The following is a 21205-nucleotide window of genomic DNA, read 5'->3' as shown; positions in this document are numbered from 1 at the left end:
GCCCGTACCCCGTTTTTTCAAGCTCACGGTCCATCCCCATATGGTCATTTCACCTCCTGAAACCGGGCCCGAAATCCGGGCGCAGAATTCCCCGCCCGGCCATTTCAAAAATGATTAATTCCGCCTTCTTCTGCTCCGGCGGACAGGTCGCCCGTCGGGCCCTTCTTTTCGGGGGAGATCCCTTTTTTACTTATAAATCAAACAGAATAAGGAAAATCGAAAACCCGCATTGGTTTCGTCCCTGAGAAACCGGTGATGAGGGGGTAAAGCAGTATCATGGATACAATGATTTTAATAGCACCAGTATGTGCCCTTCTGGCCCTGGCCTTTGCAGGATATGCATTCATGAATGTCCGCAAAGAGGGTCTCGGCACCGAGCTCATAGAAAAGCTCACTACTGTGATTCACGACAGTGCGATGGTGTACCTCAACACCCAGTACAAGTTTATCGCAGTCTTTGTCATCGTCCTTGCGATCATCCTTGCAGTGCTCATCAGCCCGCTGACCGCTGCCTGTTTCGTCCTCGGTGCGGTCCTCTCCGCAACCGCCGGCTACATCGGCATGTTCACGGCAACGAGCGCCAACGGCCGGACCACGAACGCCGCAACCCGCGGCATCGCCGAGGCATTCAAGGTCTCGTTTGCCTCCGGTACCGTGATGGGCATGTCCGTCGTCGGACTTGGCCTCTTCGGTCTCTCCGTCGCATTCATCGGCATCAGCACGCTGATGGACGGCTCGAACATCTACGACATCGTCAACGTCGTCGCAGGGTTCAGCCTTGGAGCGTCCTCCATCGCACTCTTTGCCCGTGTGGGCGGCGGTATCTTCACGAAGGCCGCCGACGTCGGTGCCGACCTCGTCGGAAAGGTCGAGGCGGGCATTCCCGAAGACGACCCGCGCAACCCTGCCGTCATTGCCGACAATGTGGGTGACAACGTCGGTGATATCGCCGGCATGGGTGCCGACCTCTACGAATCCTACGTCGGCTCCATCGTCTCTGCGATGCTCCTCGGCGCAGCAGCCATCCTTGCCCTCAACAACGGCACGGACATCTCGCTTCTCCTCGGTGTCAAGGACGCCGCCGCACTCGGTGCAGGCTTCGTCGACATGAACCTCGTTCTTCTCCCGCTCGTCATCGCCGCCGTCGGTATCATCTGTTCGATCATCGGCAGCTTCTTCGTGCGGACGAACAAGACCGAGTCCTCCGCCATTCACATGGCCTTCAACATGGGTCTCCTGGTCGCGCTCTTCCTCGTCGTGGTCGCCACCTACTTCATTGCGGACATGTTCCTCGGCAGCTTCGGATTCGGCGTCTTCGTCGCCTCCGTTTCCGGTCTTGTGGCAGGCTTTTTGATCGGTCAGGTCACGGAGTACTACACCTCCTACGAGAGAAAGCCTACCCAGACCATCGCAGCATCCTGCGAAACCGGTGCGGCAACGAACATCATCACCGGCTTTGCAAAGGGCATGGAGTCCACGCTCGTCCCGACCCTGCTCATCGCTCTCGCGATCTACATCGCCTTCCTCTTCGCCGGCCTCTACGGTATCGCAATCGCCGCGGTCGGTATGCTCGCAACGCTCGGCATCTCCCTTGCGGTCGATGCATACGGCCCGGTCGCAGACAATGCGGGCGGTATTGCCGAGATGAGCCACCAGAAGAAGGAAGTCCGTGAGATCACCGACACGCTCGATGCAGTCGGCAACACCACCGCAGCCATCGGCAAGGGCTTTGCCATCGGCTCGGCGGCACTTACCGCACTCGCCCTCTTCGCCTCCTACGGCATCGCCGTCAACCTCGAGGCCATCGACATGATGCAGCCCCCGGTCTTCGTGGGACTTCTCATCGGTGCGATGCTTCCGTTCCTCTTCTCCTCGATGACCATGATGGCCGTCGGCCGTGCCGCCTACGCGATCGTCATCGAGGTGCGCCGGCAGTTCAAGGAGATGACCGGCCTCATGGAAGGAACGACCGACCCCGACTACACCGCATGCATCGCCATCTCCACGAGCTCCGCACTCCGCGAGATGGTCCTGCCGGGCCTCATCGCCATCGCAGCACCGGTTCTCGTCGGTGTGATCCTCGGCAAGGAAGCCCTCGGCGGTCTCCTCGTCGGATCCCTCGGTGCAGGATTCATGCTCGCCATTACAATGGCAAACGCAGGCGGTGCCTGGGACAACGCAAAGAAGTACATCGAACTTGGCAACCTTGGCGGCAAGGGCTCCGAAGCCCACAAGGCCGGTGTGACCGGTGACACCGTCGGTGACCCCTTCAAGGACACCTCCGGCCCCGCCATCAACATCCTGCTCAAGCTCATGACCATTGTAGCGGTCGTCTTCGCACCGCTCTTCCTTCTCTAATTTTTTTCTTTTCTCTTGCCCCGCGAACCCGGGGTTCACGAAGGATTCATGTATCCGGGTGACCTACACACTGCAATGAGCCCGGGGCATCTCTATTCCATCGAGGTGGAGAACATCAGTGTCCACCGATTCACCCTTACGGAGATCGCCTGCGATGTCAAGCTCTATATCACCAACCGCACCCCCGTCCGGGTCACGATCACCCGTATCCCCTTCACTCTCACCTTCACGGAAGAGGGGTCCGGAACCGTCCACTGTCTCGGCACCGGTGAGGCCCATCCCGTAAAGATCGCCCCGGGGGGGGTCGCAGGCATCTCGGTGCCGGTCGCCATCCGGAACCACGCCGCCATCTCCCTTGTTACCGCCACCCTTGGAAACCGGCAGCCGGTCACGGTCAGCGGGCATGCATATGTGGATGCAAAGATCACCGAACTGGAGATCCCCTTCTCGCAGACGGTGGTCATCCCTCCCCTCCTGAGAAAATAACCCGGCCGGGGAAGGTTTTTCATCTTGCCCGCAGGAATACCCCGTACCATGCTGAAGTTCCTGAACAGGGCACGCGGCTTTCTCCTTCATCCAATAGAGACCTTCCGGCTGTTCAAAGGCGATGCATTCGCCGAAGCGGCGGATTACTTCCTCATCCTCCTCGGCACAAACAGCATCCTCTCGGCCCTCCTTCACTACCACGGCGTCTCGACCCTCTTCAGGGACCAGATGACGGCTTTTCTCTTCGGCCACCATCTCGGGGCCGTCTCCCTTTTCGCCGCCCTCGCCGGGGCGGTTCTGGCAGGATTCCTCCTGATTGCCATCACCGGGGCAATGGTCCATCTCTTCGTCCTGCTGGTCGGAGGAAGAGGGAGCATCGCACGGACCTACACGGCGATCATCTACGCCTCCACGCCGTGGTTTCTCCTGGGATGGATTCCCGTCGTCTGCTGCATCGCAGGACTATGGACCATCGCCCTTGCGATCATCGGAACCCGGGAACTACAGGGGCTCTCCCCGGTCCGGGCAGGGATTGCGGTCCTCCTCCCGGTACTGATCGTCCTCGTGCTGGTCGCCGCCACCCTCCTCCCGGCACTCTATGGCGACCCGTATGCCTTCATTACCCGGTACTACCGCTGAGCACCTCCGCCCGGTGGAGAGAGAAGCCCGGGCAGGGGTGTTCACAGGGTGCAGGAGAAACCTTCGTATCCCGCGCCCCGTTCCGAAGGATCGTCCGGGCCGGTTGGTCCGGGAAGATCCGGTGGAGAAGGAACACCCCGGGGGAGAAATGTCCCGAATATGCCCCTCATTCATTCCAAAACTGAAATTATAGAGTTTTTATAAAATCGCGAGATTTATTTAGTCGTACAGTTAGCCAATATTATATATTATTCACCCGGGGGTTGCAATGAAGGAGGTTGTATATGTTTGTCCAAAATGCGGAAACCATGAACTGCTGGCTGAACATCCGGATGAATACGAGGTCTGGCTCAGGTGCCAATCGTGTGACTTTTTCATGGGGATGAGCAGGGACGACTGGCACCATATCGAAACCAGTCCCAACGCCAACGAGAGGATCAGGAAACTTGCCGACGGGTATACCTGAAGCCCGGAACATTCATTTCTTTTCTGCGAAAGGCATACCCTACTTATAGCGGTACGGCCATACGTACCATGATTGCCTATGAGTGGAACACGTGGATATTTCAAAAACGGCGTATGGATTGAAGAACCGGTTGAAGGCGAAGCGGCCACGGAGGAAGAGACCTCACAGGGAGGAGAGGAGGCCCCCGATGTGGATGAACTCATCGGAGAAGCCAAGGAGTCGGTGAAGAAAGCCGTCAATAATGTGGTTTTTCTCGGCAAGAACCTCTTCGGCACCGAACAGGGCAGAAAGCACCTTGAAAAAGAGGCCCGCAAGGCAGGGGAAAAGCTTGAGGACGCCATCGAGGATGCGGTGCAGACTGCAAAGAAGGAATTCGAGAAGGCGAAGGAAAAAACCAAAAAATAGGCTCTTCCCATTTTTTCCCCGAACGTTGCCGCGACCACCGGCATATCATTGGTTGTTCCTGATGATCGGGAGTGAAACCCGTCCCTGCAGGACGGGGCAAACCCTTCCGGTCTGAACGGACCGGCCCCCTGCAGGGAGGGCACGGGGGGAGGATGCACCCGATAGTGTCTCCCGCCTGTGCACCTATCCGTTCCCCGTGGCCACTCCTCCGGACCGTTATGATTCCGATTCAATTCCCGGTGCAAGAAATGCATATATAGAAATACCCCATAGAGAGTCCATCCGGCCCCTGCCGGGGAAGAAGAATTCCGGTTCATCCTGTCCGGCCGGCCGATACCGGAGGTGAACACGAATGCAACGAATCGGATTTACAACACTCTGTGTGCTGGGCCTTTTGGTCCTTCTCGCCGTACCTGCAGCAGGTGTGCTCCTTGAAGAGACCTATCTGGGGAAGGTGACGAAGGTCGACCCGGCAAATGAACTGATCAATATCAAGGTCATCGGCAAGTGGAACGGGGAGCAGTATGCCCCGGCCGACCCGGTGATCCTCTCGGCGACCGAGCCCTACACCGTGGCCTACGACAACATCGCACAGGGGGACGAGGTGGTCGCCACCCTGATGGGCGGCACCGAATGGATTGCCATCGGCAGGGTCCAGAACATCCAGTCCACGGAAAAACCGCTCTCCTGGATGGTGGGCGACCCGGATGCGATGCCGGCACCGATGATGAATTTCGTCCGGGTGGGCTATGAGATCACCCCCGACTGCAGCAACTGCTCGGGGACCGTCTGTACCGGAACCGAAGCCCTTGTGTCGGTCTCCCAGTACAAGTACGAACCGGGCAAAATGACCGAAACAGCAGTCCTTGCGACCCGTACCATGCAGCCGGGAGAACTCTGGGACTATCAGGCCCCCGAGGGATACCAGACCAACATGAGGATCCGGTACCTCGCCGGTGAGGCGGACGTCTCCGCCTGTGCCGGGACCGGGCCCGCCGACATGATGGTGGGGCCGCAGCCGGTCTCCGCCTTTACCGTCGACACCTACCCGAAGGCGCAGGCGGTACCGACGACCGCGCCGACGCCCGTTCCGACACAACTGCCCGCAACCGAAGAACCGACCGCCGAACCGACACCCGCACCGACACAGCTGCCCGAGACCCCTGAACCGACCCCCACCGCCGTTCCCGGCTTTGCTGTGATCGGTGCCATGGCGGGCCTTGCACTCGCCGGCCGTCTGCTGAGGCGGTAATATCCCCCTAATTTTTCCCATTTCATCCGTCTTCAGACCCTCTTTCCGCGGCCAGCTGCGAACAATCCCCCCGTCGGTCCAAAGAGACATAATCCTCAAGCATCCTCAGAAACAACAGATACGCTGAAGCATACCATGGGATTTTTTGCCGTCGCCTACAGCATCGCCATTCTTTTCATTCTCATAGCGGCAGGATTTCTCTGCATGAGAGCCGGGATCTTCACCCGTGACGCCATCCACGGGATCACCTCGTTCGTGGTCAACGTCACCCTTCCCGCCCTTATTCTCCAGTCCATGCAGGTGCCCGTCACCGATGCGATGCGCTCGCAGCTGGTGCCCCTGCTCCTCGTCCTCGTCGCCTTTTACGGCGTCTCCTTTGCTGCCGCATTTCTCGTCCCTCGGCTGTCCGGTACCACATCGGACCTTGAGACAGGGGTCATCCGGTTCATGATGATCTTCTCCAATCTCGGGTTCATGGGATTTCCTGTCTCGGCCGCGGTCTTCGGCCCTGAATCGCTATTCTACGTCTCGATATTCAATATGACCTTCAGCCTGCTCGTCTTCTCGGTGGGCGTCATCCTGTTGCGCCCGGACATGGGGAAGTACCTCGACAGGAAGCTCTTTCTCAACCCGGGCATCCTCGCCTCGGGGGTCGGGCTCGGCCTCTTTCTCACCGGGGCCCGGATTCCCGGCCCCTTCGCCGACGCCCTCGATCTCCTCGGTTCGGTGACATCTCCCCTCGCGATGATCATCGTCGGCGCGTTTCTTGCCACCCTGCCGGCAGAACGGCTGCTCACGGACCGTGCGGTCTGGACCGTCGCGTCATTTCGTCTCCTCATCATCCCGGTCAGCCTCTACCTCATCCTGCGGCTCTTCATCACCGACCCCCTCATCCTCGGCGTCGCAGTCCTCCTCGCGGCGATGCCCGTCGCCGCCAATACCGTGATGCTCGCAGAGGAGTACCGTGTCGATACCGGGCTCGCTTCCCGGGGGGTCTTCCTGACGACCGTGCTCTGCATCCTTACCATTCCACTGATAACAACGCTTCTTGTCTGATGAGCGCAGGGCGGGCATTCCCCCTCCCCACCTTACTGTTCATTACCCTTTATCGTCCTCCACTCACAACAGATAGAGCAGGAGATGTGACGATGTACCGCCTCGTACTGATACGCCACGGTGAAAGCGAATGGAATAAGGAGAACCGGTTTACCGGATGGAAGGATGTTGATCTCTCCGAGAAGGGACGGGAGGAGGCACAAACCGCCGGCCGGGTGCTTGCGGAGCAGGGATTTTCCTTCGATGTCGCCTATACATCCTACCTGAAGCGGGCGATCCGGACCCTCTGGACGGTCCTCGATGAACTGGACCGGATGTGGATACCGGTGCACAGGAGCTGGCGCCTCAACGAACGCCATTACGGCGCCCTGACCGGCCTCAACAAGGCGGAAACCGCTGCGAAGTACGGCGACGAACAGGTCCACATCTGGCGGCGGAGCTTCGACACCCGGCCGCCGGAATTTGCACCGGGCGATCCGGACAACCCCGTCTATGACGACGACCGGTATGCTGACGTCCCGGAAGAGGAACTCCCCCGCGGCGAGTGCCTGAAGGACAACGTCGCACGGACCCTTCCCTACTGGGAGGAGGAGATCGTCCCGCAGATCCTCTCGGGAAAACAGGTCCTCATCGTCGCCCACGGCAACTCGCTTCGCTCGCTCGTCAAGCACCTCGACGGCATCCCCGATGACGAGATCACGGGCGTGAACATCCCCACCGGCATCCCGCTCGTCTACGAGCTCGATGAGAATCTCCGCCCGCTTTGCCACTACTACCTCGGCGATGAGGCGGCCGTCGCCGCTGCGATGCAGGCGGTTGCCAACCAGGGCAAAGCAAAAAAATAGGACTCGTCTGCCGGCCTGCCGGCACTTCTTTCTTCTTTTATCCTTCTCCGGACAGAACGGTACAAAAAAGAGCGGGAATGTTCAGTTCCCTGCCCGGACAATCAGGATCGTCTCCGGGGGTTCCCACCCGAAAAGACCGAAAACATACCGGAGGTATTCATTGTACAGGCCGGTGAGTTTGCCGTACTCTTTCGAAACGATGTCTCCATCACCGGCCGCATCGCCCGCCTCTGCCCCGGAGGAAAGCGCCTTCGCCGTTGCTGCCGGGGTTGCGGTCGCAGCCGTCGTCGGGCTTGTGACGGTGATTCGCACCGTCTTCGTGTCCGTATCCTCCCCCTCCGTCACCGTGAGCGTCACATCATAGGTCCCGGGTGAGGTGTAGGTGATCGAGGGGGGATTGTGCGCCGGGTACGTCTGCCCGTTGTCGAAGTCCCACTCATAGGAATCGGGGTCACCGGCCGATTCCTCCGAGAAGGTGACCGTCAGGGGCGCCGTCCCGCTGGTCCGCGATGCGGTGAAGGAGGCTTCCAGCGCCTCCACGCCGACCGTGATCCACTTCGTGGCCGTATCGGATCCCCCGCTGTTTTTGACCGTCAGGGACGCCAGCCATTCGCCGTCGAACGAGTAGGTGTGCGTCGGGTTCTCCTGAGTGCTCTCGCCCCCGTCCCCGAAGTCCCAGAACCACTCGTCGACCTCGCCCTCGGAGGTGTCGGTGAAGGAGACCACAAGGGGAGCCATCCCGCGGGTCCGATCGACCGTAAAGGATGCCTCGGGCGCATCCTCGTCACCGGGGGTCGGCGTGGGGGTGGCGCCCTCTTCAAGGACGGTGATGGTATGGGTCACCGTGTCCTCGCCGTCATCGTTCGAGACCGTCAGCTCGACCGTGTAGGTCCCGGCGCTCGAATAGGTGTGATCGGGGTTCTGGACATCCTCCCCGCTGTTGTCCCCGAAGTCCCATTCCCAGTCGTCCGGGTCGCCATCGGAGGTGTCGGTGAAGGAGACCTCCTCGCCCACCTCCGGATTCGTCGGGCTGAAGGTGAAGTCCGCTTCGGGGGGCTCGGGATCGGGTTCGGTCAGGACATTGAAGGCACTCTCATCGATGACCTCCGCACCCGTCGCACTGTTCGTAATCCGAAGGTCATACCAGCCGGTCGTCGCACTGGCGCTTATGGTGAAAGTCCCGCTCAGCTGGCCATCGGCGCTGTTGGCGACATTCATCGTGATCGTCTCCCCGCCCAGTTTCAGGACAGGGACCCCGTTTCTCAGGTTCGCCCCCATGATCGAGCAGGTGATCGTCTGTCCCAGGTATCCGCTCGACGGTGAGAGCGAGGAGATGGTCATCGGGCCGACCTCGTTGATCGTAAGCGTCACCACCTCGTCACTGACCGTCCCGTCGCTGTTTTCCACGACCACCCTCCAGTCACCCGCAAGGGCTGATGAGGATATGTCAATCGTTCCCGTTATCTGCCCCGCCTCGGTGTCCACCGTATCCTCGGAGACTTCGATCGGTGTCTGCCCGGTCTTGGTCAGGCGCACCTGGGCGTTGTCCCGGAAATTTGCACCGCTGACGGTGATGGAGGCGCCGGTCGCCCCCTGGTTGAGGGACGTCGGAAAGACCGCGGTCACCGACGGCGGGGTATCATCGGCGAGGACGGAGAAGGACGCTCCCCCCGTCCCGGAGGTGCCCGCCGCCGTCGTGACATAGACGGTCCAAACCCCGGTCTGGGCATCGTCGGGGATCTGCAGGTGCCCGGTGACGGTTGTGGGCGAAGATGCAGCCGCACTCGTCAGGGTGATCCGTATCCCGCTCTTCTCCAGCCACGCCGATTCGAAGTCGCCGAAGTTCTGCCCGGTGATCGTCACATCCTTCGGCTCTCCCTGGTAGCCGTTGTTCGGTGCCACCGAGGAGACCACCGGCGGGTCGAGCGGACGAACCACGATGTTTCTGCTCTGCTGACTGGTCTGCTCGTCCGTCGTCCGTACCACGAGGATGACGGTGACCTCCCCGGCCTCATGGAAGGTATGGGGCGGGGTAATCCCCGTCACCCCGGTGGTGCCGTCCCCGAAATTCCATGTATACTGGCTGATGTTTGCCGCCGGGGTCGACCCGGAGGCATCGAAGCTGACGGATTCCCCCACATAGGGGCTCTGTGGCTCAAAGATGAAATTGGCCTCCGGGGGATCGGCCGCAGCAGCCGCCCCGACCATTCCGAGAGCCAGCAGGGCGACGGCTACCGCACGAAATACAGGAGATCCGCATAGAATATTCCGGTTCATGGTGTTCCCTCCGTTACCGCGGCCGCATCTCCGCCGCCCCCGAGGACGAGGAGCCAGAAGAGGCCTGCGGCGATGATGCCCGGCAGGATCACCGCTGCGGCAGCGATGCCGGCCGGGGTCTCGTGCACCGTCTGTACGCCCCGGAACTGGAGAAATATGGTCCAGAGGAGGGCGAGAAGGGGACCGATGATCGGGAGAAGACCGATCGTCCCGAAGGGCGTTGCCGCATAGCAGCAGGTCCGGACCGTCTCTCCCGGCACGTCCGCGTATCCGGTCAGACGAAGGACGATGAAGACGAGAAAGGCTTCGAGGATGGTGATGATGATGCCCCCAAGGGCAAGCTCTCCCATCGTTATGAGAAGGGAGGTGGTGTCGGCAGCAATCCCCGCCGTCACGGGATACACACCGGCATCCAGCGAGGATCCGATAAGAAAGAGCGCGGCCCCCTGGACAACGGCAAAGAGGCCCATCATCATGACGAGATGCACCACCCCGTCCGAGACATTTTCACTCCGGGTATGCGAAAAGGCATCCTCGGGGGCGAGAAGAAATCCGAAGACCTTTTCGACGACGCTCACCCGGGAGATCGTGCCTCCTTCCTGGCTTTTGAACCGGAAGGAGAGCTTGCGTTTCGGTGCCCGGCTGTGCCGTTTCGCCCCTCTGCGGGGTGGTTCATGTCGCCCCTCCCGGTCACTGCGATACCCGCTTCCAGCCACCATACGCCCCATCGATCCGGGTTTCTGCGATGAACCGCAGTGCGGACAGAACCGCACCGTTCCGGGGAGGGCTTCCCCGCATTCCATACAGAAGGAGGGGGAAGGCGCCTCCGGACTCCCACCGGTACAGGCACCGCGATCTGAGGGCGGGAGCTCTCCTCTCCCGCCCGTTTTCCCGAGAGACTCCGGCGTGGGACCGTGCCCCGGTGCCGGGCGGGACTGCTCATGCATGGCCGGAGGGGCCGTCCCCCCGGTCATCACTGCAAGCCACCGGTCACGCTCCGGCCCCCTCCCTCCCCCGTACCACTCGGAGAAGACAAGGATCATACTGCGAACACTCCCCTCTGTCGTCCTGACATTCAGGCGAAGCACCGGGTCCCCTGCCGGCGTATTCTCTGCTGCACCACCGACAATTGTGTCCCGGGAGACGGTCAGCGGCGGCGCATCGGGTTCATCGGGAGTCTTCAGAAGAAGGAGGTCAGCCGTCAGCTCTGCGATATATTCCCTCTTCTTGACGAGGATGTGTCCGGCTGTGAGTTTGACGCGGGAATGAGCAGCGGACCCGGGGGGCCCGGCAACCGGTCCGCCCGCGTCGGGGATGGCGGCGCCGGACGGGGCAGCACGTACCGCCGCCACGGCATCGCCGATGGCCTGCCGGATTCGGCTTCGCTCATCGCGGGCGGGAATCCCTCCACCACCGATGAACGAGAGTACCATCGCACCCCGTTTTCCGTTCGGGGACGTTACATTGAGAGTTATTGAGGGGGTGCCGTCCCCCGTTGACGTTGCGGAGAGGGCGTGAATGGCAGAGAGCGCAACCTCGACCGGTTCTGAACCATCCTCCTGCACCAGGACGAGAAGCACCCTGCGGTTGGTCAGGAAAAGGTTGAAAAAGTGCCCTTTTACACTGATGGACGGCGAACTGGTGAGCAGTTTCTCATCGTCCGCAAGGTCAGGGTACTTCGTGGATAATCACCATACAAGGTTTACCATTTGCGGTCAAAAGCATTGTCGTCACTCAGGCACGGGAAATATTCTTTTCATTTTTGCTTCTGGTTTGAATATCCATGAATATTTTTCATCGAATGATCCGCCCCTCATCCGCATTGACCCGGATAATACTGCCGTTCACATTCAGGGGATATTTGAGACTTCACGCCCCATGGGGGGTCCCCATTCCGGAATCCCCGGCGATGCTCCGATGGGCCGGAGAACGGCACGGCAGCCCTCTCTCCCCTTCATATCCGGACCGGATATGAGAAGAAGGAGACACCACCTCCGGTTGCATACATCCACACAAGGAAACAGGTTTTCGAGAAAAACGACGGAGATCCATTCAGAGGAAACCGTTGGCAACAAGCAGTGCATGCGCACCTGCGCAGTCGTCGGTCATGCCACAGATTGTCTGGTAGATGAGGAATTCCTGATTATAGTTTGCCGCACCGCGGTTGTAGACGGAGACCAGTGCATTGTAGGACCCTGCTGCTGCGGATGAGCCGATATCCCGGATTTCCTCCTTCAGCTCGTTCAGGCGACCCTTCTCCGCCGCAAGTATGTCCTGTTCGGCCTTCTTCCACCCACCGACTGCCGCCGCTTTCACAGCCAGGGAACATTCCTCCCCCGTGCTGGTCACATAGACATATGATGATACGGGTTGGGTTCTGCAGCCGGTTTCCCCGAGATAGGCAGGCATTGTAGCCTCAACAGGGTAGTACAGGCTTCCGTCTTCTCCGGCAAGGGCACAGTCTTCACCTGTCCCGGTGCGGTTCACACGGATACCTGCGACTGCATGCGCCTCATCCGGGAAGATGATGAGAGCGGTGCCATACCCCTCGCGGGCCAGGATCCCAATAAGAAGCAGGCTCTTTTCATCGCAGTCCCCACTGTTTTCATAGACGACTTCCGCCGGTGAACGGGGCACCATGCCGGCATCCTCATCGTACGGTATCTGCTGGACAAAGGCGGTGCAGAGTTCAACGAACTCGTCATCGGAGAGCCCTTCCTGGCCCCTGATCTCATGGAGGCCCGTTATGAGTGATGTAAAGAATGCATCTGTGGCAGGGTCATGGACATACCCGTTGTAGTAGCGCCCTATTCTGTCGTTGTCTTCCCATGTACAACCCGCAGGCCAGCGCCTCTGTTCTGCCTGAAGGCGGGTGTATAGATCGGTGTCATAGGGTATGTCAAATGAATAGCTCGTTCCACGGAACGTGAACACACAGGTGAGAGAAGAGCCGGTTGTTGCGGATATGGATTGTGCAGAAAGCTGTTGACTACCGCTTTGATATGCAGATGCGATATCACCTTCGCTGACCGCCGCAGCCGTTGCCCCCGTGCAAAAAATGCTCAAAAATAGTGTAAAAATCGCGAAAAACGCGATATTTGACACTATTCCTCCCCTGAACAGTACCATAAGTCTTGCAGATCGTAGCCGACAATACACATCTTTACGCCCAACAGTATATAAATTTATGCAATGCATAAAAAATAGGCAGCATATAAATATTTCTCATGCCGGCCCCGAGGGCGGGGAAGACTTATATGCAGAATGCAGTTCCCGGAGGACAACGCCCCACAAACACGGCATTCACCCACGAAAAGGGGCGCAGGTGCTGAAATTTCAATAATAATGGACTAAACGAGAAATAAAAGGCGTTTTAGGACATTTCTTACTGCATCCATCCCGCCATCGAGATACACGGCGCCGCAGAGCGCCTCCATGCATTCGGCGAGCACCCTGCCGGACGTCCAGACATGCTGATGCCGTTCACCCTTGCCCCAGAGGACGTAATCAGAAAGCCCGATCGATTCCGCCAAACCCCGCAGGGAAGACATATTGACCATATTCATCTTCGCCACCGACATCTCGCCCTTGTCAGCGATGCCTGCTGCATAGAGGGACTCGAGGACCACCGTGTCGATCACCGCATCCCCGAGCGTTGCCAGCGCATCCATGTGCCCTTCGCTGTCAGGGCTGTCGTCTTCCTGCGCCCGTGCCCGCCGGGTCAGGGCACGCCTGAGAAGGGCAGGATCGCGGAATGTGTAGCCGATCACCTTCTCAAGCCTGCTGTCGTCGACTTCCGTTTCTCCATTCATCAGGTCTTCACCAGCCCCCACAGGGCATCCTTCCTTCCTGTTAGTCTGACCTACATCAAATTATATCTCGCGGAGTAGGTCTGCCTCAGGATTCCCCACCGGCAACACCCCACCACAAATGATGGTCACCCCGCGGATCTAATACACATATGCGCATTATTAACACATTTTATTAAAAATTGTTATATATCAATACTTAGTAATACGAACTTGTAATATTGTATTACCAGAAGGTGTGTTATGCATATACCGGACGCATTTGTTCCACTCTGGCAGAGTGCGATATATTGGATCATCGCACTCATCTTTATCGCGCTCGCCCTCAGATGGGCGAAAAACGAGCTCTCTGAAGATAAAATACCCCTCATCGCCGTCCTTGCGGCAGGGATCTTTGCCATCCAGGCATTCAATCTCCCGGTGGCGATGGGGACCAGCGGGCACCTGGTCGGCGGGGCTCTTGCAGCCATCGTCCTCGGGTCGCCCTATGCGGCCGTCTTTATCCTGACGCTGGTGCTCATCATCCAGGGCATCATCTTCGGTGACGGCGGCCTCACCACGATGGGGGTAAACATCCTCAATATGGGTGTCATCGGCGGGTTCGTCGGTTACTACGGCTATTCCGCACTGAAATCCGCCGGGGCCAGCATGTACCTCTCGGCAGGAATCGCCGCATGGTGTGCATGCTTCATCTCATCCCTTGCCGCAGCGGTGGAGATGGCCTTCGCCGGCACCTTCCCGCTTGTGCCCGGACTCATTGCCATGGGGACCTACCACGCCGCCATCGGTATTATCGAGGGCATCATCACAGCAGCGATCATCTACTTCCTCGTCGCATCGCGCCCCGACCTTTTGGCAGAGGGGGCAACGGATCCATCCGGCGGAGGTGCAGCCGCATGATTGACAACAAGACCTTCATGATTGCAGGCCTCATCATCGCCATCATTGTCGGCGGGCTTGCCGTCTTCCTCGCATCGGGCGATCCCGACGGCCTTGAATCGACGGCCCTCTATGTTCAGGGCGAGAAGGAACTGACCGGCCCCTCCCCCGAAGATGGCGATCCCGAAGCCATCGGCGGGGGCACCTTCGAGTACGAGGCCCCGCTGCCCGACTACTCCACCGGTGAGGAGGGCGGCAAAACCGGAGAAATCCTTGCAGTCTTTGTCGGCATCCTTGTCATGTTCGTTCTCGGATTCGGGGCAACCAAGCTGCTTGCATCAAAGAAGACCAGCTAAGAACCGTCTGCACACAACCCACAGAGGAACCACCACAAAAACTTCATTTTTTTTCCCGGCTGGTTCATACACAATAACAGAATCTTAATACTCTCTGCTCCCCGAATATCTTCGGTTACACATCCATGCACATCATCGAGACCCGGGACCTCTCCTACACCTACCGCGGCGGCATCCCCGCACTTGACAACATAAACCTCATTATTCCCCGCCATGCACGGATTGCGGTCCTCGGCTCGAACGGTGCAGGGAAGAGCACGCTCTTCTCCCTCTTCTGCGGGATTCTCCAGCCGACATCGGGAAAGGTGCTCATCCAGGGAGAAGAGGTCACAAAAAAGAATCTCAGGATGGTGCGGCGGACCGTCGGGATGGTCTTCCAGAATCCCGATGACCAGATATTTTCCCCGACGGTCGCAGAAGACATCGCTTTTGGACCCGTCAACCTTGGTCTCGATGCCGAGACGGTTGCCCACCGGGTCGAGGAGACACTCAGGCTGCTGGAGATCGAACACCTGGCGGACCGTGCCCCGCACCAGCTCTCCGGAGGGGAGAAGAAACGGGTGGCACTTGCCGGTGTTCTCGCAATGGAGCCCCAGGTACTGGTCCTCGACGAACCCTCGTCGGGCCTCGACCCGCGGGGAGTGGCAGAGCTCTGCAGGTTCATCAGGACGCTCCCGGAAAAATACGGGATGACAGTGATCTTCTCCACCCATCATGTCGACCTCGTTCCCGAGATGGCCGATACGGTCTATGTCCTCAATGACGGACGTGTCGTTGCCCGGGGGACACCGGAAGAGGTCTTCATGCAGGAAGAGCTCCTGAGAGACGCCCGCCTCGATGTACCGATCCTCGCACGTCTGCGCCGCCGGATTCTCGAGGAAGGGTACGATATCGACGCAGGACTCTCCTATGAGGCGATGGAGACGGCGGTGCTCGGACTCCTGGAGAAGACGGTATGATCGAACACCTGGCAACGATCGAGCTGGATGCCCACCGGGACAGCCCCATCCACCGCCTCGACGCCCGGGTAAAGATACTCATCGCCTTTACGGCCATCATCGCAATGGTCGCGGTCCCCTACTCCACGATGGTCATCCCGCTCTTTGTTGGGTATCTCCTCATATTCGGCGTCTGGTGGGGATTCTCCCGCCTCCCGCTCTCGACCCTTCTCTGGCGCTACCTGCTGACACTCCCCTTCGGGCTCTTCATCATCGTCTTCCAGATATTCTTCGAAAACCCGTACTATGATACCTTCACGCCGCTTCTCTCCCTGCCCATGGGAATAACCATCTATGCCCAGTCCGTGGAGTTTGCCGCCATCCTCGCGATGAAGTTTACCGCCTGCATCCTGTGGGTCATCCTGCTCTCCTCCACGACCCCGATGGAGGACCTGCTCAAAGGCGGGCGGCGCCTCGGCCTGCCCTCGGTGATGGCCCTCTCGCTCGGGATGATGATCCGCTACCTCTTCGTCTTTGCCGATATATACGCAAACATCAACCGAGCGCTTGCCCTGCGTCACTTCGCGGCCTTTGACCGGAGACTGCCGTACCGGTACCGCCTCACCACCCTTGCCTATGCCATCGGCTCGCTCTTCCTGCGTAGCTATGAACAGGGAGAACGCACCTTCATCTGCATGCAGTGCCGCGGCTATGGAAAGCGCACGTATGATGCCCTCCCGAAGGAACCGGTCCCCTCCCGCCAGTGGGGAATTGCGGCAGCGATGCTTGCGATATTCGTGGCGCTGCCGGTTCTCCTCTACACCGGCCCGTTCTGATTGAAAGTCATATTTCGTTTCATTTCCCCGGAGAAACCGCATGGGCACGCCACGGCCCTAAATCCGGGTTGTTCATCGATGCAGGTACCGCACCTTTATCACGGTCACCGGGAGTATATCATGTACGAGCGGGTGTCCGGGGGGGGCACCTGCCGGAGGATTCCATGAACGTGCGCACAATTCTTTGTCTATGCCTCTTTTTGCCCCTCCTCTGCGGCGGGGCATCGGCCTATTTCATCAGCTTCACCGTCCCGGCGGAGCTGGATGCGGGCGACCCCCTCGTCGTGCAGGGGGAGAGCAATCTCCCCGCCGGTGCCACGGTGGAGGTGGAGATATTCCGGGACGTCCCGAATTTCCAGTCAAAAAAGATCACCACCCTGCCCGCGACCATCCGGGAGGGCGGCTCCTGGGAGGTTACCTTTCCGACCACAGGGTGGATGAGCGGCACCTATAAGGTCCAGCTACCGGCGAACGGCGATTACCCCTATGGCTCCTCATCCGTCCAGCTCCGGACCCTTGTCATCCACGGAACCGATCCGGAGACGCCGACCGCTTCACCCGTGGGAACGGCATTTACCCCGTCCCCATCCGCCTCTCCGGGCCAGACGGTCAAGGCAGTGGATCTGGAGCCGACGGAGTCTCCCGCCCCGATTGGCGCTATCCTCATGGGACTGCCTCTTGGAGGAGTGTGGACGGCTATCCGGCGCAGAATGCGGTAACAACCCCTTATCCGCACTCATCTTCCAGCGGCCGACCGAGAGGGCCCCATCTCCATTCGAAGGGATCCACCACCCAATATTTTGCGACGATCACGGAAGCATTCCCCGTGATTTTTTAAAAAAAAGAATTATTCGATAATCGTTGCCTTCAGGATCCTGACCTCGTCCACCGGTTTGTCAGAGCGGTCGGTTCGCCTAAGGGCGATCTTGTCGACCACATCCATCCCCTCGACCACTTCGCCGAAGACGGGGTGGGCATAGGGGGTCTGGGGATTGTCCCAGTCAAGATAGTCGTTGTTGACGAGGTTGATAAAGAACTGCGACCCGCCGGTGTTCGGCTGTCCCGTGTTTGCCATCGAGAGGGTCCCGCGGGCATTCGAGTGCCCCTTGACTTTCTCGTCCTTGATCGTATATCCCGGTCCGCCGGTGCCGGTACCCCGGGGGCAGCCGGTCTGGATCATAAAATTCCGTATGACCCGGTGGAAGATAATGCCGTCATAGAACCCTTCTTCGACCAGTTTTCTGAAATTCCCTGCGGTTACGGGCATGTCATCATAGAGTTCGATGATGATGTCGCCCTCTGTCGTCTCGAGGCGTACCTTCGGTGCCATGGTTTCTTCATCTCCTTGGAAAAGGAACCGGCGGCCGTGGTGACCCCCGGTTTTTCTGTTATCCGTTGCATTCCGCCCCAAAAAACCTTATCCTTGTTCCTTTGCCGGGGAGGGGTACGAATCGATGCCGCCACCATATGCAAAAAAACCGTGACCGCACTTTTTTCCCCTGCGGCGATGCATACCTTCTGCAATGAAACGGGGTGCAATAGCGGTCATCATCGCAGCGGCAATGCTCATTCTCCTCTTCTTCGGAGGGTTCCTCACCGGAGCGCCGGAGCTTGTATATGAGGCGGAACCGACGGATGCCGTCTTCAACGATGCACACCATTCCGCCACCTACACCCTCCGGGTGATCGTCGCCAATACCGGGGAGATTGCCGCCTCCGGCGTGGTCGTCACGGTGCCGGTTACGACTCCCGCCGGTGCGCCGGGATGGGCACAGGAGTCCCTGATCGTCGAGCTCGGCAGGATAGGCCCGGGGGAGGCGAGGACGGCGACGGGCGAGGTGACGCTGTACCCCGACAACGAGACCTATCTGCTCCTGAAGAACGGAACGATGCCCCGCACCGGCACGGTGATCGGGACCTACCACATCGAGTGGTTCTGAATCCCGGCGGACAATGGCCCGGGCCTTTCCCATGGATCCCTGCCCGGACCGTTTTGAGGCTGGAAAACCTGCAGTACTATTTCCCGGATGGCCCCCCTTCCGCTCCGGCCCCATCCGGATTCTCTCCTCCGTTTCCCTTTCTTCGCAATCTCATTGCGAGTACAAGAAACACGACTGAGGGCAGGATAAATCCCAGAACCGACCCGCCAAGGTGGGCGGCGTTGACCCCGCCGATATCCGCAACGTCCATCCGTATGGAATAATCCACCCATGCAAGGAAGACCGCCATCCCGGCAATCAGGGCGCACCAGGTAAACAGCAGCGGATGCCGCCGGAACCACCGTCTCCTGCCGATCAGGTACTCCGCTCCGACGAGGAGAGTAAAGATAAAAAATCCCATCAGTTCCCGGTTGATTCCGGAGAATCCGACACCATACGTCACATCCCCCGCATGGACCCAGAGGGAAAAGCCGGTGACGAGAAATGCCCCCACGGTCATCATGGCGGCAAGCGACCAGAAGAGAAGGCAACGGGAAAACCGGCCGGGGACGTGCAGGAGCGGACCAATGGCAAGATAGACCATTAACAGCAGCATCGAAAGCAGCACATACGCCTGGAAATTTCCGATGAAGTGGAGCTGGTTGCCGTTTTCATACCCGAAATTTGCAAAGAACAGGTTGGCAACCGACGGTGCGTCATAGCGAAGATAAAACGTACTCTCAAAGACCCCCGGCGCAAATCCTCCGGATTCGTTGAGGAGGTAGATGCCGGCAAGCCCCATCCCGACAAGAAGTATGAGCGCCACGGCGCCGATACCGCAGTCATATCGGGGCGTGGAGGCATCGGTACAAGGCGCCGGAGACATACACTCCGGTGTCCGCCCTTCATATTAATCATTCGGCATAGCCTCCCGCCGCCATGATGACAGGCTGCTGATGCCCGGGATGGGGCCTCCCGAATATTGTATTATTATATCGATTTATCATAGCAATTATTCTGCACAACGGCATTAAATATTGTAATAAATCATACGAATATGATCATACTTATTACGATTGCTGACAATGGTCACTATGCGAGAGGTGTTTGAAAATGAAAACAGATCGCGTAATTTTCGGTTTTCTGGCCGTTGCAGTCTGCCTCGTGTGTGCAATGGCCTGTGGATGTGTTGATGACAGCACATCGGTGCAGACCAGCCCCGAACATCAGACAGGAGGGACGGAGATGATCACGGTGACGGATGCACTTGGCCGGGAGGTCACCGTCCCGAAGAGCCCGGAGCGGGTCGTCTGTTCCGGTGCGGGGTGCCTGAGGTACCTGACATACCTCCGGGCGCAGGACAGAATCGTCGGTGTCGACGACATCGAACAGCGGGACACCATCTTCGATGCCCGCCCGTATGCTCTTGCAAATCCCCAGTTCAAGGACTATCCCCTGATCGGGGAGTTCCGCGGCAACGATGACCCGGAGAAGATCGTCGCGGCAAATCCCCAGGTGATCTTCAAGACATACCTGACCTCCCCGGAGGATGCCGACGAGCTCGCGGAGAAGACCGGCATTCCCGTCATTGCCCTGACCTATGGGTCGCTCTCCACCTACCGGGACGATATGTATGCCTCCCTGAGGCTGATGGGTCACGTCATGGACAGGGAAGAGCGGGCGGAAGAGGTGATCGCCTTCTTCAATGCGGCGATTGCTGATCTGAACACGAGAACCGAAGATATTCCGGAAAGTGAGCAGCCGACGACCTATGTGGGCGGCATTGCCAAGTCGGGCCCGCATGGGTTCCAGTCCACCGAACCCGCCTACCCGCCATTCGCCTTTGTGCATGCGAACAATGTCGCCGGAGAACTGGGGACCGACCATGCGGATGTGGCACAGGAAAAGATCGTCGAGTGGGATCCCGAGCTCATCTTCGTCGACCTCTCCACCCTCCAGACGGATCCGAATGCCGTCACCGAACTGAGGGACGACCCCTCCTATCAGGGCCTTTCGGCCGTCCAGGCAGGCGAGGTGTATGGGGTCCTGCCATACAACTGGTACACCCAGAACCACGGGAGCATCGTTGCCGATGCCTACTACATCGGAACCGTCCTCTTCCCCGACCGCTTCAGCGATGTCGATCCGGCGGCGAAGGCTGATGAAATTTATACCTTCCTTGTTGGAGAGCCCGTCTTTGACGAGATGAACAAAGCGTTCGGAGATAAGGGCTTTACCCGGCTTTCCATCTGATCACCCCTTTTTCCATCAAAGACGGCAGAGTAAAAGAAGAAGATTCCCTGAGAAGAGGGAATATTCAGCACCCACAGCCGCCGTTCTCATGCTTAGGAACAAGGTGCCCTTCCTGAAGGGCCTTCACGAGGCAGACGGCGCAGAGCAGGATCTCGCCCTGTTCCCGGTGCGTCACCTTTGCAAATGAGATCCCTTCCCGCCCGCAGATGGCACACCGGCCGGATGTCGTTGTCATACGGAAGTATTGGCGGTGTACCGGTATGAAATCACTGGTCGATGACGGAAAAAACGGACAGCCCTTTAAGGTGGTATTCTGGCACCATTCGTGCAGGCGGCCCCTGTGAGCAGGATATACATCAGGCATGCCGGCATATTACTGATAAGTTTTAAAATATTTTTAAAATTATTTATTACCCATCTGAGAGATGTAT

The 21205-nt window shown here is 58.8% G+C and carries 22 protein-coding genes; 15 read left to right on the top strand and 7 right to left on the bottom strand.

The window, feature by feature from the left end; translation table 11 throughout:
• Window positions 1–276: 276 nt before the first annotated feature.
• The 8 genes from AZH53_RS09000 to gpmA all read left to right on the top strand — a co-directional run bounded on the left by AZH53_RS09000 (window position 277) and on the right by gpmA (window position 7507).
• Window positions 277–2358: a sodium-translocating pyrophosphatase gene (locus AZH53_RS09000; RefSeq protein ID WP_319643183.1), complete on the top strand. Its 2082-nt coding sequence runs from the start codon at window positions 277–279 to the stop codon at window positions 2356–2358.
• A gap of 75 nt (window positions 2359–2433) precedes the next feature.
• Window positions 2434–2844 carry a hypothetical protein gene (locus tag AZH53_RS08995; RefSeq protein WP_319643182.1) on the top strand — a complete coding sequence of 137 codons (411 nt, stop codon included), beginning with the start codon at window positions 2434–2436 and terminating at the stop codon, window positions 2842–2844.
• Window positions 2845–2892: 48 nt separating this feature from the next.
• Window positions 2893–3483 (top strand): YIP1 family protein, encoded by a 591-nt coding sequence (locus tag AZH53_RS08990; protein ID WP_319643181.1) that lies wholly within the window; start codon window positions 2893–2895, stop codon window positions 3481–3483.
• Between the two features lie 268 nt (window positions 3484–3751).
• Window positions 3752–3949 (top strand): hypothetical protein, encoded by a 198-nt coding sequence (locus AZH53_RS08985; protein ID WP_319643180.1) that lies wholly within the window; start codon window positions 3752–3754, stop codon window positions 3947–3949.
• A gap of 78 nt (window positions 3950–4027) precedes the next feature.
• Entirely contained in the window at window positions 4028–4354 is a 327-nt protein-coding gene (locus AZH53_RS08980) for a hypothetical protein (protein ID WP_319643179.1), read from the top strand.
• Window positions 4355–4706: 352 nt separating this feature from the next.
• On the top strand, window positions 4707–5606 hold the full coding sequence (locus tag AZH53_RS08975) for a hypothetical protein (RefSeq protein ID WP_319643178.1): 900 nt from the start codon (window positions 4707–4709) through the stop codon (window positions 5604–5606).
• A gap of 135 nt (window positions 5607–5741) precedes the next feature.
• A complete protein-coding gene (locus tag AZH53_RS08970; protein ID WP_319643177.1) occupies window positions 5742–6662 on the top strand; it encodes an AEC family transporter in 921 nt (306 codons plus the stop codon).
• Between the two features lie 92 nt (window positions 6663–6754).
• Window positions 6755–7507, top strand: coding sequence for a 2,3-diphosphoglycerate-dependent phosphoglycerate mutase (gene gpmA, locus AZH53_RS08965; protein WP_319643176.1), 753 nt, complete (start codon window positions 6755–6757; stop codon window positions 7505–7507).
• 81 nt (window positions 7508–7588) lie between these two features.
• Here the strand turns inward: gpmA and AZH53_RS08960 are convergent, their stop codons facing one another.
• The 4 genes from AZH53_RS08960 to AZH53_RS08945 form a co-directional block, all read right to left on the bottom strand.
• Complete coding sequence (locus tag AZH53_RS08960; protein WP_319643175.1) at window positions 7589–9784, bottom strand: PKD domain-containing protein; 2196 nt, start codon at window positions 9782–9784, stop codon at window positions 7589–7591.
• Window positions 9781–11364, bottom strand: a complete 1584-nt coding sequence (locus AZH53_RS08955) for a YIP1 family protein (RefSeq protein WP_319643174.1) — start codon at window positions 11362–11364, stop codon at window positions 9781–9783. The genes AZH53_RS08960 and AZH53_RS08955 overlap by 4 nt, the downstream gene beginning before the upstream one ends.
• Before the next feature lie 472 nt (window positions 11365–11836).
• Complete coding sequence (locus AZH53_RS08950) at window positions 11837–12718, bottom strand: hypothetical protein (protein ID WP_319643173.1); 882 nt, start codon at window positions 12716–12718, stop codon at window positions 11837–11839.
• A gap of 416 nt (window positions 12719–13134) precedes the next feature.
• Window positions 13135–13596 (bottom strand): ribonuclease III domain-containing protein, encoded by a 462-nt coding sequence (locus AZH53_RS08945; RefSeq protein ID WP_319643172.1) that lies wholly within the window; start codon window positions 13594–13596, stop codon window positions 13135–13137.
• 240 nt (window positions 13597–13836) lie between these two features.
• On the opposite strand from AZH53_RS08945, the gene cbiM reads away from it, so the two are divergent.
• From cbiM to AZH53_RS08920, 5 genes are all read left to right on the top strand, one after another.
• Window positions 13837–14493, top strand: a complete 657-nt coding sequence (cbiM, locus tag AZH53_RS08940; protein WP_319643171.1) for a cobalt transporter CbiM — start codon at window positions 13837–13839, stop codon at window positions 14491–14493.
• The gene (locus AZH53_RS08935; protein WP_319643170.1) at window positions 14490–14828 is read left to right on the top strand and encodes a PDGLE domain-containing protein; all 339 of its coding nucleotides are present in this window, start codon (window positions 14490–14492) and stop codon (window positions 14826–14828) included. The genes cbiM and AZH53_RS08935 overlap by 4 nt, the downstream gene beginning before the upstream one ends.
• Before the next feature lie 125 nt (window positions 14829–14953).
• Window positions 14954–15787: an ATP-binding cassette domain-containing protein gene (locus AZH53_RS08930; RefSeq protein ID WP_319643169.1), complete on the top strand. Its 834-nt coding sequence runs from the start codon at window positions 14954–14956 to the stop codon at window positions 15785–15787.
• Window positions 15784–16602 (top strand): cobalt ECF transporter T component CbiQ, encoded by an 819-nt coding sequence (gene cbiQ / locus AZH53_RS08925; protein ID WP_319643168.1) that lies wholly within the window; start codon window positions 15784–15786, stop codon window positions 16600–16602. Before AZH53_RS08930 ends, cbiQ begins: the two co-directional genes overlap by 4 nt.
• A gap of 164 nt (window positions 16603–16766) precedes the next feature.
• Window positions 16767–17321: a hypothetical protein gene (locus AZH53_RS08920; RefSeq protein ID WP_319643167.1), complete on the top strand. Its 555-nt coding sequence runs from the start codon at window positions 16767–16769 to the stop codon at window positions 17319–17321.
• A gap of 128 nt (window positions 17322–17449) precedes the next feature.
• Here the strand turns inward: AZH53_RS08920 and AZH53_RS08915 are convergent, their stop codons facing one another.
• A complete protein-coding gene (locus tag AZH53_RS08915; protein ID WP_319643166.1) occupies window positions 17450–17932 on the bottom strand; it encodes a peptidylprolyl isomerase in 483 nt (160 codons plus the stop codon).
• Between the two features lie 193 nt (window positions 17933–18125).
• On the opposite strand from AZH53_RS08915, the gene AZH53_RS08910 reads away from it, so the two are divergent.
• Entirely contained in the window at window positions 18126–18542 is a 417-nt protein-coding gene (locus AZH53_RS08910; protein ID WP_319643165.1) for a hypothetical protein, read from the top strand.
• Between the two features lie 76 nt (window positions 18543–18618).
• Here the strand turns inward: AZH53_RS08910 and AZH53_RS08905 are convergent, their stop codons facing one another.
• Window positions 18619–19407 carry a hypothetical protein gene (locus tag AZH53_RS08905; protein WP_319643164.1) on the bottom strand — a complete coding sequence of 263 codons (789 nt, stop codon included), beginning with the start codon at window positions 19405–19407 and terminating at the stop codon, window positions 18619–18621.
• Between the two features lie 227 nt (window positions 19408–19634).
• On the opposite strand from AZH53_RS08905, the gene AZH53_RS08900 reads away from it, so the two are divergent.
• Entirely contained in the window at window positions 19635–20774 is a 1140-nt protein-coding gene (locus AZH53_RS08900) for an iron ABC transporter substrate-binding protein (RefSeq protein ID WP_319643163.1), read from the top strand.
• Between the two features lie 64 nt (window positions 20775–20838).
• Here AZH53_RS08900 and AZH53_RS08895 read toward each other — a convergent pair whose 3' ends face one another.
• Window positions 20839–21009: a hypothetical protein gene (locus tag AZH53_RS08895; RefSeq protein ID WP_319643162.1), complete on the bottom strand. Its 171-nt coding sequence runs from the start codon at window positions 21007–21009 to the stop codon at window positions 20839–20841.
• Window positions 21010–21205: the final 196 nt, after the last annotated feature.

The sequence above is a fragment of the Methanovulcanius yangii genome (assembly GCF_018687785.1).
GTDB lineage: Archaea > Halobacteriota > Methanomicrobia > Methanomicrobiales > Methanomicrobiaceae > Methanovulcanius > Methanovulcanius yangii.
Note: the sequence above shows the minus strand (reverse complement) of the source record. Positions and strands in the feature narration are given on the sequence as shown.

Bases quoted from the DNA above. Each gene is read 5' to 3' on its own strand.
- AZH53_RS09000 (WP_319643183.1), top strand. From the start codon at position 277: ATGGATACAATGATTTTAATAGCACCAGTATGTGCCCTTCTGGCCCTG.
- AZH53_RS08995 (WP_319643182.1), top strand. From the start codon at position 2,434: ATGAGCCCGGGGCATCTCTATTCCATCGAGGTGGAGAACATCAGTGTC.
- AZH53_RS08990 (WP_319643181.1), top strand. From the start codon at position 2,893: ATGCTGAAGTTCCTGAACAGGGCACGCGGCTTTCTCCTTCATCCAATA.
- AZH53_RS08985 (WP_319643180.1), top strand. From the start codon at position 3,752: ATGAAGGAGGTTGTATATGTTTGTCCAAAATGCGGAAACCATGAACTG.
- AZH53_RS08980 (WP_319643179.1), top strand. From the start codon at position 4,028: ATGAGTGGAACACGTGGATATTTCAAAAACGGCGTATGGATTGAAGAA.
- AZH53_RS08975 (WP_319643178.1), top strand. From the start codon at position 4,707: ATGCAACGAATCGGATTTACAACACTCTGTGTGCTGGGCCTTTTGGTC.
- AZH53_RS08970 (WP_319643177.1), top strand. From the start codon at position 5,742: ATGGGATTTTTTGCCGTCGCCTACAGCATCGCCATTCTTTTCATTCTC.
- gpmA (WP_319643176.1), top strand. From the start codon at position 6,755: ATGTACCGCCTCGTACTGATACGCCACGGTGAAAGCGAATGGAATAAG.
- AZH53_RS08960 (WP_319643175.1), bottom strand. From the start codon at position 9,784: ATGAACCGGAATATTCTATGCGGATCTCCTGTATTTCGTGCGGTAGCC.
- AZH53_RS08945 (WP_319643172.1), bottom strand. From the start codon at position 13,596: ATGAATGGAGAAACGGAAGTCGACGACAGCAGGCTTGAGAAGGTGATC.
- cbiM (WP_319643171.1), top strand. From the start codon at position 13,837: ATGCATATACCGGACGCATTTGTTCCACTCTGGCAGAGTGCGATATAT.
- AZH53_RS08935 (WP_319643170.1), top strand. From the start codon at position 14,490: ATGATTGACAACAAGACCTTCATGATTGCAGGCCTCATCATCGCCATC.
- AZH53_RS08930 (WP_319643169.1), top strand. From the start codon at position 14,954: ATGCACATCATCGAGACCCGGGACCTCTCCTACACCTACCGCGGCGGC.
- cbiQ (WP_319643168.1), top strand. From the start codon at position 15,784: ATGATCGAACACCTGGCAACGATCGAGCTGGATGCCCACCGGGACAGC.
- AZH53_RS08920 (WP_319643167.1), top strand. From the start codon at position 16,767: ATGAACGTGCGCACAATTCTTTGTCTATGCCTCTTTTTGCCCCTCCTC.
- AZH53_RS08915 (WP_319643166.1), bottom strand. From the start codon at position 17,932: ATGGCACCGAAGGTACGCCTCGAGACGACAGAGGGCGACATCATCATC.
- AZH53_RS08910 (WP_319643165.1), top strand. From the start codon at position 18,126: ATGAAACGGGGTGCAATAGCGGTCATCATCGCAGCGGCAATGCTCATT.
- AZH53_RS08905 (WP_319643164.1), bottom strand. From the start codon at position 19,407: ATGTCTCCGGCGCCTTGTACCGATGCCTCCACGCCCCGATATGACTGC.
- AZH53_RS08900 (WP_319643163.1), top strand. From the start codon at position 19,635: ATGAAAACAGATCGCGTAATTTTCGGTTTTCTGGCCGTTGCAGTCTGC.
- AZH53_RS08895 (WP_319643162.1), bottom strand. From the start codon at position 21,009: ATGACAACGACATCCGGCCGGTGTGCCATCTGCGGGCGGGAAGGGATC.